13 protein-coding genes and 1 other annotated feature are annotated in these 14,451 nt (G+C 43.3%); of the genes, 10 read left to right on the top strand and 3 right to left on the bottom strand.

Annotated elements, in window-relative coordinates:
• Positions 1–430: 430 nt before the first annotated feature.
• The 10 genes from MHI51_RS17160 (at position 431) to MHI51_RS17115 (ending at position 11,698) form a co-directional block, all read left to right on the top strand.
• Positions 431–1,423 carry a helix-turn-helix transcriptional regulator gene (locus tag MHI51_RS17160; protein WP_405173121.1) on the top strand — a complete coding sequence of 331 codons (993 nt, stop codon included), beginning with the start codon at positions 431–433 and terminating at the stop codon, positions 1,421–1,423.
• 196 nt (positions 1,424–1,619) lie between these two features.
• Positions 1,620–1,854 (top strand) — a binding site (T-box leader).
• A gap of 130 nt (positions 1,855–1,984) precedes the next feature.
• Positions 1,985–2,851 carry a GNAT family N-acetyltransferase gene (locus tag MHI51_RS17155; RefSeq protein WP_076218224.1) on the top strand — a complete coding sequence of 289 codons (867 nt, stop codon included), beginning with the start codon at positions 1,985–1,987 and terminating at the stop codon, positions 2,849–2,851.
• A 200-nt stretch (positions 2,852–3,051) separates the two neighbouring features.
• Positions 3,052–3,618 (top strand): MarR family winged helix-turn-helix transcriptional regulator, encoded by a 567-nt coding sequence (locus MHI51_RS17150; RefSeq protein ID WP_036687664.1) that lies wholly within the window; start codon positions 3,052–3,054, stop codon positions 3,616–3,618.
• Positions 3,619–3,727: 109 nt separating this feature from the next.
• On the top strand, positions 3,728–4,231 hold the full coding sequence (locus MHI51_RS17145) for a hypothetical protein (RefSeq protein ID WP_076304101.1): 504 nt from the start codon (positions 3,728–3,730) through the stop codon (positions 4,229–4,231).
• Between the two features lie 2 nt (positions 4,232–4,233).
• Complete coding sequence (locus MHI51_RS17140; protein ID WP_405173120.1) at positions 4,234–5,100, top strand: SDR family oxidoreductase; 867 nt, start codon at positions 4,234–4,236, stop codon at positions 5,098–5,100.
• A 545-nt stretch (positions 5,101–5,645) separates the two neighbouring features.
• The gene (locus MHI51_RS17135; RefSeq protein WP_405173119.1) at positions 5,646–7,787 is read left to right on the top strand and encodes a peptide ABC transporter substrate-binding protein; all 2,142 of its coding nucleotides are present in this window, start codon (positions 5,646–5,648) and stop codon (positions 7,785–7,787) included.
• A 75-nt stretch (positions 7,788–7,862) separates the two neighbouring features.
• Entirely contained in the window at positions 7,863–8,825 is a 963-nt protein-coding gene (locus MHI51_RS17130) for an ABC transporter permease (protein WP_036687660.1), read from the top strand.
• 36 nt (positions 8,826–8,861) lie between these two features.
• Positions 8,862–9,764 (top strand): ABC transporter permease, encoded by a 903-nt coding sequence (locus MHI51_RS17125; protein ID WP_081383373.1) that lies wholly within the window; start codon positions 8,862–8,864, stop codon positions 9,762–9,764.
• Between the two features lies 1 nt (position 9,765).
• The gene (locus MHI51_RS17120; RefSeq protein WP_036687658.1) at positions 9,766–10,752 is read left to right on the top strand and encodes an ABC transporter ATP-binding protein; all 987 of its coding nucleotides are present in this window, start codon (positions 9,766–9,768) and stop codon (positions 10,750–10,752) included.
• Positions 10,742–11,698, top strand: coding sequence for an ABC transporter ATP-binding protein (locus tag MHI51_RS17115; RefSeq protein WP_076218222.1), 957 nt, complete (start codon positions 10,742–10,744; stop codon positions 11,696–11,698). Before MHI51_RS17120 ends, MHI51_RS17115 begins: the two co-directional genes overlap by 11 nt.
• A 142-nt stretch (positions 11,699–11,840) precedes the next feature.
• Here MHI51_RS17115 and MHI51_RS17110 read toward each other — a convergent pair whose 3' ends face one another.
• The 3 genes from MHI51_RS17110 to MHI51_RS17100 form a co-directional block, all read right to left on the bottom strand.
• Positions 11,841–12,548, bottom strand: coding sequence for a DsbA family protein (locus MHI51_RS17110; protein WP_036687653.1), 708 nt, complete (start codon positions 12,546–12,548; stop codon positions 11,841–11,843).
• Positions 12,549–12,656: 108 nt separating this feature from the next.
• Entirely contained in the window at positions 12,657–13,403 is a 747-nt protein-coding gene (locus MHI51_RS17105) for an HAD family hydrolase (RefSeq protein WP_076277039.1), read from the bottom strand.
• Between the two features lie 36 nt (positions 13,404–13,439).
• Positions 13,440–14,357, bottom strand: coding sequence for a helix-turn-helix transcriptional regulator (locus tag MHI51_RS17100; RefSeq protein ID WP_036687649.1), 918 nt, complete (start codon positions 14,355–14,357; stop codon positions 13,440–13,442).
• Positions 14,358–14,451: the final 94 nt, after the last annotated feature.

Raw genomic sequence — 14,451 nt, 5'->3', positions numbered from 1 at the left:
TTTTACCCTTTAGCTAAATGTGAGATAAGAAGGAAATTGAGGAGGCGGTGGCTTGGAACAACTGTAGGGGCATGTCATTTTCACTCCCATGTCTCAACGGGTCCGAGCCCTTTTGTTTAATGCCTCCCGATACTCCATGCTTCTTGTCCATCCTGCGAATGCATGACACGCTTAAGCTGCTTGCGGAAATAACTTTGACAGAACGATAGGGTTATACACCGACCACTAAATGCAAAGGGGAAATCTGAGATTCAATATGTATTCCTTAACGATACAAACGAAATAGTGGTACCGTTTCATGATGAGATTCCGAAATAGTAGGACCAAAACGTTTGAATTGTCATCTCTTTTCCGCAAGTAGAATCAAGCAATGCAAATTCCATTACTCTACAATGACTATAGAGTGGTTGAAACGAGGTGAACAGACCAATTGTACGAGTGGCACAAGCAAATCCAAATAATCGTTAATGAAATTGACGAGTGTATTAAGAATCGTAACAGTGAAGCAATAACGCTACGATTTCTTTCTCACAAGTTAGGTTATTCCGAATTTCATACTACGAGAAAATTTAAGGAAATATCGGGAATGCAATTTAGGGATTATCTACGGCATAGAAAATTAGCCTTTGCACTAAAAGAGGTTCGGGATAGTGAAAAGAGCATTTTGGATATTGCTTTTGATTATGGTTTTTCATCACATGAAGCTTTTACCAGGGCTTTCAAGGGAACATATGGTGTAACTCCAAGTGAATACCGGAAAAAGCCTATGCCTGTCGCCCTTCGTACAAAAATAAACTCTTTCGACCGCTACTTTTTCGGATTTGGAGAGATTGGTATGATGAAATCTACAGATGATCTTAACATTTATTTTGTAACCATTCCCACTCACAAATTTTTGCACATTAAAAACTATGAGAGTAATGGGTATTGGGATTTTTGGCAAAAGCAAAGTCTTATTACAGGACAGGACTGCGAAACAATTTGCGGCTTACTCGATAGTATCAAGGGCAAATTGGATGACGATGGCGGGAGTGAATCTAACGGTGGCAGCGGTCAGATTATGGCTTACATTAATGACCCGGATGGCAGACTCTGCGATTGGGGTATTCCACGTACAGAGTGTTTTGGTGTACGTCTTCCTTTTGATTATAAAGGTGAAGTACCTCCACAAATGCTTATGATTGATGTTCTCGAAGCCGAGTATATTGTTTTTGAACATGGGCCATTCAATTATGAGCAGGAAAATCGTAGTGTAGAGGAAAAGATGGAAAGGGCAATGGCAACTTTTAGTTTTGCAGACACTGGTTACTGCTTTGATACTTCCGCTGGGAGAATCATTTACGTTTATCACGATCCGGAGCGGTTTTTGAAGTATATCAGGCCAGTAGTGAAGTTGACCTCCAAGCTAATCGAAACAGATTAAGCAGGTAAGTAAAAGGTTGGTGCTATGTGCTGATGAAGAAAATAAGCAGACTGGAGTGTAGTCTCCACAATCATATAGTCGCATGATTAGTTGGATTATCTGCTTTAGAAGCAATATAAGTTTAAAGGTCTTTATTGTTGTTTGAATTATTGACAGAAAATTCCTATTGTCTTATATTAAACTTAATTAATAATTACCAAATGGGATGAAGAGGACAAGTAGATCTGGAAAAGCCGTTCAGAGAACTGCCGGTTGGTGCGAGGCAGCGGATATCCGAATCCAAAAATCACCTCAGAGCAGTCCCCCGAATTATAGTAGATGGGACCGGGATTCTACCGTTACAAAGAAGCATCGTTGTTGGACGATGGCAAAGAGGGCGTTTATTATAAACGTCAATCAGGGTGGTAACGCGGAGCAACTCCGTCCCTAATGGGATGGGGTTTTTTGCGTCTTCATAAATTAATTATTAAATTGGCAGGCGAAAAATGAACAAACCGTAAGAAGAACGATTAGTTCGAAAAATCCGGAAAAACGTTGACCAGATGAAAGGGGGATATTGCAATGCAATTCAAGTTGTATACGGATGTGTATGAGTTTTACAATGATACCTATGGTATGCTGATGCGTCATGAAGCACAAAATTTGATTCCTCTTGGCAATATCATAATTGGACATGAAGGAAAAGACAAAACAGACTGGCGTGACCCTGTAAATTGGCTTATGGTAACGATTTCGGATGCTAAGGGCATACAACTTACCGCCATAATGACACCGCCACACAATATTACGCTTTATGCAACAGACAACATAATTAACCCAGAAGCTATAAACTGTCTTGTAGATGGGCTGAAAGACCGTGAAATTCCAGGTGTGATGACCGAAAAAACCTTGGCAGAGTATTTTGCCAAAGAATATACTTTGCGCAAGGGAACAACCTTTAAAACAATCATGACCCAACGTATATATGAACTTACGGCAGTAAACCCAGACATTCAAAAGGTTGGTATCGTTCGATTGCTAGATAAAAAGGATATTCACTTTTTCCCATACTGGGCTGAAGCATTTTATGCAGCGGGGAGTTATGGTAAAACAGAAATGTCCATCCCGCAAGATGCAGACCCTTACCTCTACCGAATAGCATCGAAAAAACTATATATTTTAGAGGACAACGGGATACCCGTTTCTATGGCAGGATATACAAGGGAGATGCAGACGGCTATTGGCGTAGCATTTGTATATACCCCTCCATATGAGCGCGGAAAGGGTTACGCAACTTCAATTGTGGCGCAAATAAGCCAACTTGCATTGGATAAAGGGTTTACTAGATGCGTCTTATATACCGACTTAGCAAATCCCACATCTAATAGCATTTATCAAAAGATAGGCTATATGCCAATCTGTGATTCGCTTCAGTTAAAATTTGAATAGTAGAATGATGCGGACAGAACTTCTACTACTTTTGAAAATAAGAGCAGAATATTCACTACGGATTGAAGATCTTGAAGGTCGATTGATCAAGCTTTGGGAGAAATATAGAGTTACAACCAAATCCAACTGTTTAACTCCGGGGTTGACGAGGTATAAAAAAATGTGTTGACACAAAAGTAGTTAGGGACCATACTACAAATATGAACAACAATAATAAAAAAATAAACGACATTGAGGCTATTCCCTCGCTTGTACAATCCAAGCGTCAGATTGATCGCTATAACCTAGACATAGACGCACAGGCTATACTCGTCGCGTCTAGGCTAATGGCAGCGGGAGCCATGCTTGGACACGCCTCGGAGATTCATTTCTCTAGATTCGGTTTATCAACAGGGCGTTATCGTTTATTGGCAGATCTTGAAGATAACGAAGGAGAAGAGTTGCCTTCGCAATTAGCGGAGCATCTAGGAGTTACACGTGCTACAGTGACTGGTCTTATCGACATTCTTGAACGAGATGGGCTAGTATCTCGGCGATTAAGCTCAGACGATGGCCGTCAGAAATCAGTCGTTTTAACGGAAGAAGGAGCGAAGAAGCTCCGTGAAATGGCTCCTGAGCATTTCGCTCGGCTGGAAGCAATGGTGGGGTTGCTCAACATCGAAGAACGGAGCGTATTTCTCGACTTGCTAGGTCGAGTTACACAAGGCATTTCAGCACTTACGGGCGAATTAGGCTCGAAACCAAAGGGAAACATCAGTAATGAGTAGAATTGGGCTAGTGAAGCTAGCCTATTTTTACTCTTATATAGTTAGGCACCTAATTATAATTCGCTGAAATCAATCGTTGAACTATTTCAAAGAAGAAGGGAGCAAGTAAATGAACCAGATAAAATACCCGAATCAGACAGATGATGTTTACGGCATCAAGGCTGTTGGTTCCAAGAAAAAGACTTTTGTACTATGGCGTGAAGTTGTAATGGCCTATGCTGCTCCTGCCATTATGGCAGGTATCGGGGGATTGGTTACTGTAGATAGTGGGCTTCAAATAGCGGCATTGACCACTATTGGCGGTGCATCCGCCTTGATGGCCTTGATGATTGGACTTTTGTTGCATAGTCGAGTGGGCCATTTGCGATGGGTCATCGGTGCACCTCACTTGGTTGTGGTAGGGGTATTCGCAATGGCCGGGTCATCATTTGGGCTATACGCTGCATGGGTGACATCTGTTGTAGTAGAAATTATGATTCCGAGTAATCACTTGGTCTGGGTAAATCGTGTCTGGATCGATTTCCCGTTGTCTGGATTCATAGCGAGCACGATAGTGACATGGCGGTGGCGAGTTGCCGTCACAACTAATTTTTCATCCAAAAGGAGAAGATAAAATTGATAGTTGTTATGGGAGCAACAGGTACGATTGGAAGTGTGCTTTTGGAACGTTTGGTTGATCTTGGCGTACCTGTCAGGGCGCTGAGCAGAGAGCCAGAGAAGTTGCGTGATCAGATCGGAGAAAAAGGCCGATCGACTACTGAGGTCGCAAGGGTAGATGCTTCCGATCCTGAATCGCTGCGACGCGTGTTTACAGGTGCTAGCCAGCTCTTCCTTGCCATGTCCAACAGTCCAAGACAAATCGAATTGGAAACCTCAATCATTCAGATTGCTACCGAATCTGGAATCAAACATATCGTAAAAATATCCAGTCCAGCCTTTGAGCAGAGCGCTCCAGTGGCAGTGGCGGGCTGGCATCAAGAAATTGAGAACACGTTGAGGGTATCGGGTATCACCCATACCGTATTGCGCCCTTATGCGTTCATGCAAAATTTAATGCGCTTTGCACCAACGATCACAACCCAAAATGTTTTCTTCGGCTCTATGGGCGTTTCACCGTGTAACTTTATTGACTGTCGCGATATTGCAGACGTTGCCGCAGAAGTTCTGACCAACGACAAGGTATCAGGCCATATATATACGCTTACTGGTTCGGAGATTTTCAGTTATCCCCAGATCGCGAGTCGACTATCTGCCCTGCTTGATCGGCCGATAAGTTACATCAACATGGACCCTCAAGTACTACTCCGTAATCTTATTGAGCATGGGAATCTGCCTCCTTGGCTCGCGAACCACGTTGTGGAAATTCAAACCATGTCTAGGATGGTGCCAGAAAGTCCAAATGACACTGTGAAGCGTTTACTCGACAGAGATCCACGCACATTAGACGCCTTTCTACATGAGTGTGTAGATAATTTCCGGTAGAGGCGGAGTCCACCTATTCTGATATTTGTATCGATAACAGTATTTTATTCCGATTCCCATATCTAAATGGTTCAGAGTGTATCCCAAAGGTCATAAAATGACTGCCGGGATGCACTCTTTTTATTGTGTCCTAAGGAACTCAACTCATAGAACTAGTTCTTCTATAGCATTTATATCAGCATTACAAGAAATAAGCTAAAATTCGTCAATAAGTTAGTGTTATTTACGAAATAACACTAAAAAAGCTAATAAAAAATTAACGAAAAATTCATATTATAATATTAAGTTATATTAATAATAACTAGTTATGCTAACTAACGTAACATTTTTTCTTGACAATCTTTGTGGAAAATTTTAGAATGTAAGCGATTACTCTTAGTTTACTAAGTGATATTCAAAAGAAGACATTCGTAAGTTCACAAACAAACATCGGAGTTTAAATTTAGGGGGGCAAAGCATGAAAAGGTGAAGGATAACATAATAGATAACAAGATAATAAAATGTTAGTTTTTTTTATGACTATGTATGAGGGGGTTCACTTGAGGATGAAAAAAAAGAACGCGTTCTTAGCTCTACTTCTGTCATTTTCTTTGTTATCTGTGACTGCTTGCAGTAATTCCTCTAATAGTGCCAATGAGAACGGTAAAAATGCTGCAGGTAATAGCAATACTTCGGTAAAAGCAACCAGTGATGTGGGTCAAACGGCAGTTAAGAATGAGGGCGCTTCTGATCTTGAAATTAAAGCGGGAAGTTCGGTAACCGTTTTCAATCCAAAGATCCCGACGCTCGATCCTACACAATGGCAAGGACAAATTCTGGTAGGGCAAGGAACTTTGCTCGAAGGGCTTTATGGCTACAATCAGGATAATGAAATCGTTCCGAAAATTGCGACAGGTTATACCGTTTCCGATGACAAAAAAACTTGGACATTTACCCTCCGTAAAGATGCCAAATGGTCAAACGGCGATCCAGTAACCGCCCATGATTTTTATTTTTCTTATATGTATCAATTGGATCCAGCTAACACAACCGCACAACTTTGGCTAAGCGTACTTAATTTTGTGAAGAACGGATATGCATACCATGCCGGATCTGTAAGTAAAGAAGAAGTTGGTCTAAAAGTAGTTGATGATTACACGCTGGAAATTACGACCACGCTGCCTCACGCTATTCTGGGGGATATGGTTCTTTCCGGGTCGATGCCTATGAATCCTAAAGCGGTCGAAGCGAACCCTGGTAAGTGGTTTGAACCGGGGAATTTTGTGAGCAATGGCCCTTACATGGTTAAATCTTTTACACCTAACGGTGAACTGGTCATGGTGAGCAATCCGAATTATGTAGGTGCAGCCGGCCAGCTTAATCACGGCAATGTAGAGACCATCCATGTTCTTCCGGCGACAACCGTGCCGGTGGAGGATTATATGTCCGGCCATGCAGATGTCGTTCTAATCCAAAGCGCGTCTGATTTACAATACGTGAAGAAAACGGAGGAGCTAAAGTCCCAGCTGTATACTGCAGCGACTTATGCGATCAAATATTTGCTCTGGAGCAACCCGACAACGGAATCTCCATATGACAAAAAAGAGGTGCGCCAGGCTATCGCCAAAGCGATCCAGCGTAAACCGATCGTAGAATCGGTGCTGAACGGCATGGGCGGGGCGACCAATATCTTTGCTTCACCAGGTTGGCCAACGGAAAAACTGGAGCAAGGACTTCCGGAAGATCTCGAGGCAGCCAAACAATTATTGAAGGATGCTGGTTATGAAGGCGGTAAAGGTCTGCCAACCCTATCGTTGTATGTTGGGGTCAAGCAAGTAGATGCTCAGGGTGAACAAATCGCTTTGGCGTTAGGTCAATTACTGCAACAAAATCTTGGTATCAAAACAGAGCTAGTTCAGCTCAATGAGGCGCAGTTTAACGCTTATCAGTACAGCGGACCTCAGGGCGATGCAAAACCAGGCTTTATTCTGGCGTCGGGCGCAACCAACTGGAGTGAACCAGGAAGTTTGGACATGGGTGCAACGCAGCAACTATATTCCATAGGAACACTGGATGCCCCGCTAGAAGCTACGAAACAATTCGTGGATTGGACCAAGGAAACTTATTATAAACCGGCCATTGAAAAATATGGGGATCCGGATAATAAGAACGCCGGTGTGGAATGGAGCGACTGGGCAGCATTAGAAAAAGCTGCTAATGAGGATATCGCCTTTTTGGATAAATGGACAGCAGAGCAGCCTGCAGATTGGCAGCCTTATTTGAAACAACCGGGGCTTCCAACGGCCGCTGAACAATGGCAACAGATTGTAGACCTTTGGAAAAATGCTAAAAATAACGATGAAAAACATGCTGCCTTTGTAACCGCTTGGACCTTCGTAGCACCAAACGCGCCAGGTGGCAAGTTGAATCAAAATGCACTTGATGTACAGGTATATTACAACAGTTATCAATCTGATACCTTAAGAGATTTGAGAATGTGGCAAGCGCAATTCGTAAATGCGCTGACCGTCGAAGACGCTGCTCCTATCGCGGCTAAGGTAGTTAATAACCTGCTCGAAGAAGCTTATGCTGTTCCGTTGTATTATCAACAGCAATACTTCTTGGTAAAACCCGGCATTACAGGAGTGCAATCAAATCCTTGGGCATGGGGCAACTTCTATGGGCTACATCTTTTATCTGTAGAATAATCCTAAATGGGTTGAATAATTACCAATCACGGGCGCCAATTATGGTGCCCGTGAATCGGTAAAGGAGGGTCGGATTTGACCATATTGAAATTTATTTCAAAGCGCATTTTACAAATTATTATCACTTTAATCTTGGTCATTTCAGTTAGCTATACCATGATGTATTATTCACCTGGCGGTTTCATGAATACGAATACCATGGCTACGGCACTGGCTCCGCTGCAAGGGCAAAACCCTGTTCTCTATCAACAAGTCATGGACCAGTTTCAAAGCCGGTATGGTTTGAATTTACCGCTGTGGCAACAAATCATGAAGTATATTTGGCATCAATTAACCTTCGATTTCGGTAATTCGATGCAGAATCCGTCTTTGCAAATTGCGACTCAACTGAAGCAGGCTTTGCCGATCAGTACACTTTTGGCCTTTGGATCTGTTGTTCTTTCGGTAATTATCGGGGTTCCGCTTGGCATTATTGCAGCACTCAAACGTAACACTTGGATTGATTATGTTGTTAGCACCATCTCATTGACGGGTCAGGCTATTCCGGCATTTGTTCTCGCGGTGATTATGGTTTTGTTATTTGGTGTTGTGTTTCAAGGGATTCTGCCCGTAACGGGATGGGGTCACTGGAGGCAAGCAATTTTGCCGATTATTTGTTTATCTGCGGCGAATGTCGGTGTTGTTGCCAGATATATGCGGGGCAGTCTGATCGAAACCATGAGGTCGGATTTTATGCGAACCGCAAAAGCTAAGGGTGTCAAATATTGGCCGATGATTTTTAAGCATGGTGTCAAAAACTCGCTGACTGCGATGATAACCGTCATCGGACCTCAATTTGCTTTTACAGTGATGGGCACGATCTGGGTGGAGCAAATTTTCGCCATTCCAGCGCTTGGTCAGGTGATGCAGACGGCATTTACCAGTTTCGACTATCCGCTCGCCATCACATCTGTATTTCTGCTGGGATCCATGATTATGATTATGAATTTACTCGTTGACATTATTTATGCCTTTATTGATCCGCGTGTCAGATTATAAGCGGCACAGACTATACGAACCTAGGAGGGGGAGCAATTGGCTGGCACAGTTGCAGCAACTCAATCGGATGTAGCTTTGAAGAGAAAAAAGAATCTTCAGAGATCCCAGTTTTATCAAGGTTGGAAGCGATTTAAAAGACATCGTCTTGCCGTTATTGGTTTGGTCTGGGTTATCCTTTTTTTGATCGCGGGGATCATTGGACCTTGGGTGGCCCCATATGACTATCGCACGGGAGATTTTTTGGCTATCAATCAAGGGCCGACCTGGCAGCATATTTTTGGTACGGATAATGTGGGGCATGACATGTTCAGCCAGATTCTGTTCAGTGTTCGAAGCGCTCTGATTATTGCTTTTGGCGCGACTTTGGTCAGCTTCATTATCGGGATCATATTGGGCTTGTGGGCCGGATTGCGCGGCGGAATCGCCGATATGATTATTATGCGTGCTGTGGATTTTATGATGACCTTGCCGGGATTTTTGTTCGCCTTGATATTAGTCATTATGCTGGGACGTGGGTATTTATCTTTGATTCTAGCAATTGGAATTCCGGGTTGGGCGGGGTATGCACGCTTGATCCGAAGTCTGGTCCTAAGTATGCGGGACGGGGAGATGGTGGAAGCGGCAAGAGCGTTAGGCGCATCTCAGGCGCATATTGCCAGACGGTATATGTTGCCGAATGTTATCGGCAGTATGGGTGTCTCTCTCGCTTTCGGGATTCCCGGTGATCTCATCCAGATTGCAGGCTTAAGTATTTTTGGCATGGGGCTTCGGCCGCCAATCCCTTCATTTGGGAGTATGATTGCTCAAGCCAGTGAGAATATTCTCGGCTTTCCATGGCTGCTGTATTTTCCGGCAGGTATCTTTGCAATAACCTTGCTTTCGTTTCTGTTTGTAGCAGACGGTCTCCAGGAAGCATTCAGTCCGAAAGGAGGCAATTAATATGGGTGAACCGCTACTTTCTATTGATGACCTTCATGTGAAGTTCTCCCGCAGTGAAGATGAAGTTTATGCCGTAAACGGCGTCAGTTTTTCGATCAATGAAAATGAATCCTTGGGGATTGTTGGTGAAAGTGGCTCCGGTAAGTCAGTTACATTGATGTCATCAATTGGGCTCATCCGTGAAAATGGAAAAATAACATCGGGGACAGCTCAGTTTAATGGTAAGGACTTACTTAAAATGCGTCCCAAACAATTAGAAGATATTCGTGGACGTGACATCGGCGTTGTTTTTCAAGATCCGATGACCAGCTTGAACCCGATCATGCGTATCGGGGATCAAATAATGGAAGCCATGCTGACACATCAATATGCAAACCGGAAGGAAGCTTTTGACCGAACCATTCAGCTCTTGCATGAAATGGGGATTCCGGATCCTAAATCACGGTTTAAAAGTTATCCTCACGAATTTTCCGGGGGGATGCGCCAACGTATCATGATTGCTATTGCTTTGGCATGTGAACCGCAATTATTGATTGCCGATGAGCCAACAACCGCGCTTGATGTCACTGTGCAGATGCAGATTCTTGCACTATTGCAGGAATTACGCAGAAAACATGGGATGAGCGTAGTGATGGTAACGCATGATTTTGGCCTTGCGACCAACTTTTGTGACAAAATCATCGTGATGTACGGGGGCCAAATCATGGAGAAAGCCACTACGGACAAGTTCATAAGTGAGGCGGCGCATCCCTATTCACTTGGATTGAAACGCTCCATTATCGAAGTGGGCCACAAGGGAAAAGAAATAATGCCTATTCCAAAGACGGCAAAGACACTTACACAGACATTGACCGGCTGCCCATTTGCCGATCGTTGCTTCTATACAACTGAACGGTGTCAGAATGAAGTTCCCAAGCTTCGTGATTTTAGCACCGATCATCAGATCGCCTGCCATCATGCTGAGGAGGTCGCTTCCTATGCCCAATAATCCGCTCTTGCGCGTAGAAAATGTCTCGAAAACTTTTCGGGTACAAGGAAAAAAGCTGCATGCCATCGAGAATGTTTCTTTTACCCTGGAAGCGGGGAAAACACTGGGGCTTGTTGGGGAAAGTGGCTCAGGAAAATCAACCTTAGGGCGAATGGTTCTGCGTCTACTCGAATCTGACAAAGGAAAAATATTTTTTGAGGACGTGGAGCTCTCAAAGGCAAATAAAGAGAAGCTGCGGGCGATGCGCCGGGATATGCAAATTATTTTCCAGGATCCCAAGGCGAGTCTCAGTCCGAGAATGACGGTAGGAGACGCTATTGAAGATGCAATGGCTATCCACAAAATTGGAACTAAAGTAAGCCGGCATGAGCGTGTGATCGAATTACTTGAGCGGGTCGGTTTGCCTTCTGAAGTCCAATACGCTTATCCGCATGAACTGTCAGGTGGACAATTGCAGCGGGTTGGGATTGCCAGAGCGTTGTCACTGAATCCCAAATTGCTCATTTGTGATGAACCGGTGTCCGCATTGGATGTATCTATTCAGGTTCAAGTCATTCAACTACTAAAGGATTTGCAGAAGGAGTTTAACCTGACTTATATCTTTATTTCGCATAATTTGGCAGTAGTGGAGTATTTGAGTGATGAAATCGCGGTTCTTTATTTAGGAGAGGTGGTTGAGCAAGCTCCGGCGGATGAATTGTTCAAGAAACCTACGCATCCTTACACGCAGGTCCTGCTAAATTCGATTTTGAAGATTCCGGATAGTGTGGAGCAGAAGCAGCAGATGGTATCGATTCAAGGCGAGGTGCCATCACCGCTTAATCCACCAAGTGGCTGCACTTTTCATCCGCGGTGTTCTTTTGCCTCGGATGTATGTATGGCTGTCAAGCCTGAACGGAAAATCGTGTCAGAAGGCCATAGTGCCGTGTGTCATTTGGTAGAATAAGCAGTGGCTTAATTAAGTAATCAGCAGATGACTTCTGTATATCACAGAAGTCATCTTTTTTAATTCATACACACAAAAAAGCCCTATAAGCTGTTCACTTTTTTCAAAGTGAACAGCTTATAGGGCGCAGTTTAAAGACTGATTACTGCTTGTCAATCGCTGCTGCTAACCCTTCATAGGAAGAATCCTGAAGCAGCACTCCGTTCACCATAAATTTAGGAGTACCGTTGACTCCGTAGGAACCAGCGATCTTAAAGTCTTCTTTTACATCGAACATGTAGGTATGATTCTTGAGATCTGTTTCAAATTGGGCGTAATCAATGCCCTCGATGTTATTCTTAACGAATTTTAAAATGAATTTCTGAGTGGCCCAAATTTCGCTCTCATCGCCTTGATTAGCGTACAGCTTATGAAGGTATTCCCAGAACTTCTCGTTGCTTTGCTTGTAGATGGCTTCGCCGGCGCTAGCAGCAAGATAAGAGTCCCGGTCCAAAAATGCAAAGTTCATGAAGAAAAGTTCCACTTTTCCGGTATCTACGTAGTCTTTAATAAAAGTATCCAGATACTTTTCAGTCCACATTTTGCAGGCGGGACATTTGAAATCTGCGAATTCGATAACTTTAACTTTGGCATCAGGACTTCCAAGATGAGGTTGCTTCTCATATTTCAGCCCATCAACAACAATGCTTCCCTTTACGTCGGTGTAGTTGGGTAGATCTGCTGTATCATCAGTCTTATTGCTTAAGATGAAAACAATTACAGCGAGAAGGATTACAACAACGACACCTAATATCATGGGAAGCAAAGGTCTTTTGGTCTGAGATTGTTTAGCTGACACTTTCTTATTCATATCTCACCTCCTAGACAATATAGGAATACTATAAAAATAGTATAATCATCCAGTAGGTAGTGAAGATATGTCATTTGTAACAATGCTACGTAACGTTGTAGCTAGTTATTAGTTTTTGAATTTAGCGGCTGAGCGAATGACAGGGGGCACCTCGTGGATGGCCGAAATAGTCATCACGGCTTGCTGCATCTCTTGCTCCAGCTCGATAAGGTTATAGCTCCATTCATTTTGCTGCTTCAGGTAAATACTGTTGATGCCTGCGGTAACTGCGGGAAGTACATCTGTACGTAACGAGTTGCCAATCATCCAGGTACGTTTGCGGTCAAAGCTTTGGGTAGCCAAAATATTTTCAAGCGCCTCAACATTTTTATGCTTCCGAATATAGATACGATCGTCAAAATAAGCATCCAGCTTCATTTGTTCAATTTTACGTTGCTGAATGGTGTCGTCCCCGCCAGTATACAAGAATAAATGATGACCCTCTTGCTTCAGCGTATCGAGTGTTTCAACCATGCCAGGGTAAGCTTCAATTTCTTGGTCATAGACGCTTAGGCCGAGCTTGTGTAATTGCTGCTCCTGAAAGCGATCTGTCGGACGGTTATATTTGGCGCAGAAATAACGGTAGGTGGCGATTAAGGATTTAGGGAAGTTGTCGCTGGCCAGGCCACTTGTGTTGACGGTATCAACATCAATTTCTATTTGCTTGCTGCGTAATTCACTGGTGCTTGGCCCAAATTCATTAAACCAATCAGTCATGAGCTCGAAATATTGTCCTAAAATTAAATCGAAATATTTGTTGCAGTGAACCAGCGTATCATCTAGATCGAAAATTACTTGTTGAGTTGTGTATTTCATATCTCTCACTCCTTGGATCTGTATCTGTATAGTGTTCTATAGGTGAATATAAGATTCTAGAAACATTTGAAGCTCAGAAGCGCCGTCTGGACGGATACTGAAGCGCTCGTCTTGTTCCCCGCGAAGATGGATACGGAGTAAACCGGCTACGCGTAGGATCATTAGGTGATGCATAAGCATTTCTCTGGATTGATTTAGATCGGACTGCATCTCCCATAGAGATTTGGGTTCATGGGCGACATACCGAAGCAATCGGAGTCTGGTTGGATCTGACAGCGCCTTGGTCATGCGCAATAGCACCATCGGTGGTTCATTTTCATCTTCCAATGGCACATCTACAGGATACTGTACAATCACCATAGTTTTGTAGAAGCAGTAGGTGTTGATTGGTCGATTATGAACGGTAGGCAATAATACTATAGTCTTAAGATCCCGTATATCCTCGAAAACTACACCACCGGATGCATATTCAATTAAAGAAATAGGGTCCATTTTGCTTTCCAGCATTTTTTTCTCAGAGGCATCTTCAATTAATAACGGTAAAATCTTGTGTTCTACATGACGAAAATATTGCTCATACCAGAGTCTAAGAAGCGGACTATAGCTGCTCTTGATCCGGGAAGCTTCATCTATGGTGAAATCATGAATTAACGGTGCGATCTGCTGATAACACTCTTCTATAGAAGCTGAATCCAGATCATCCAGGAAATGCAGCACTGATGTTGCGGGCCCTCGGCTGTAAACCCAAGCATATAACACATCATAATCTGTAAATGGCCACTCGGCAGCTTGCATGAGAGCTGTTACTTTATGAGGAGTAATGCGATCTTCCACATCACTAACCCAGTGGGGACCGAGGTCTAAATTGGAGATCCATTTTCTGGTTACATATATCATAAAACTGTCCAACAGTTCATAAACCGGCGATACGTCGATTTTTAATTCGTAATCCATGTAACATGCACCCCCAGAAATCCGTAACTTCTACATATTATCTCTTGTTTTGAAGAGGGTTGTCCACTATAATGTTCGGTGTTTGCCAATTGGC

The organism is Paenibacillus sp. FSL H8-0260, assembly GCF_045040625.1.
GTDB lineage: Bacteria > Bacillota > Bacilli > Paenibacillales > Paenibacillaceae > Paenibacillus_AQ > Paenibacillus_AQ odorifer.
The sequence above is the reverse complement of the archived record's forward strand: the minus strand, read 5'-3'. Positions and strand labels throughout refer to the sequence as shown.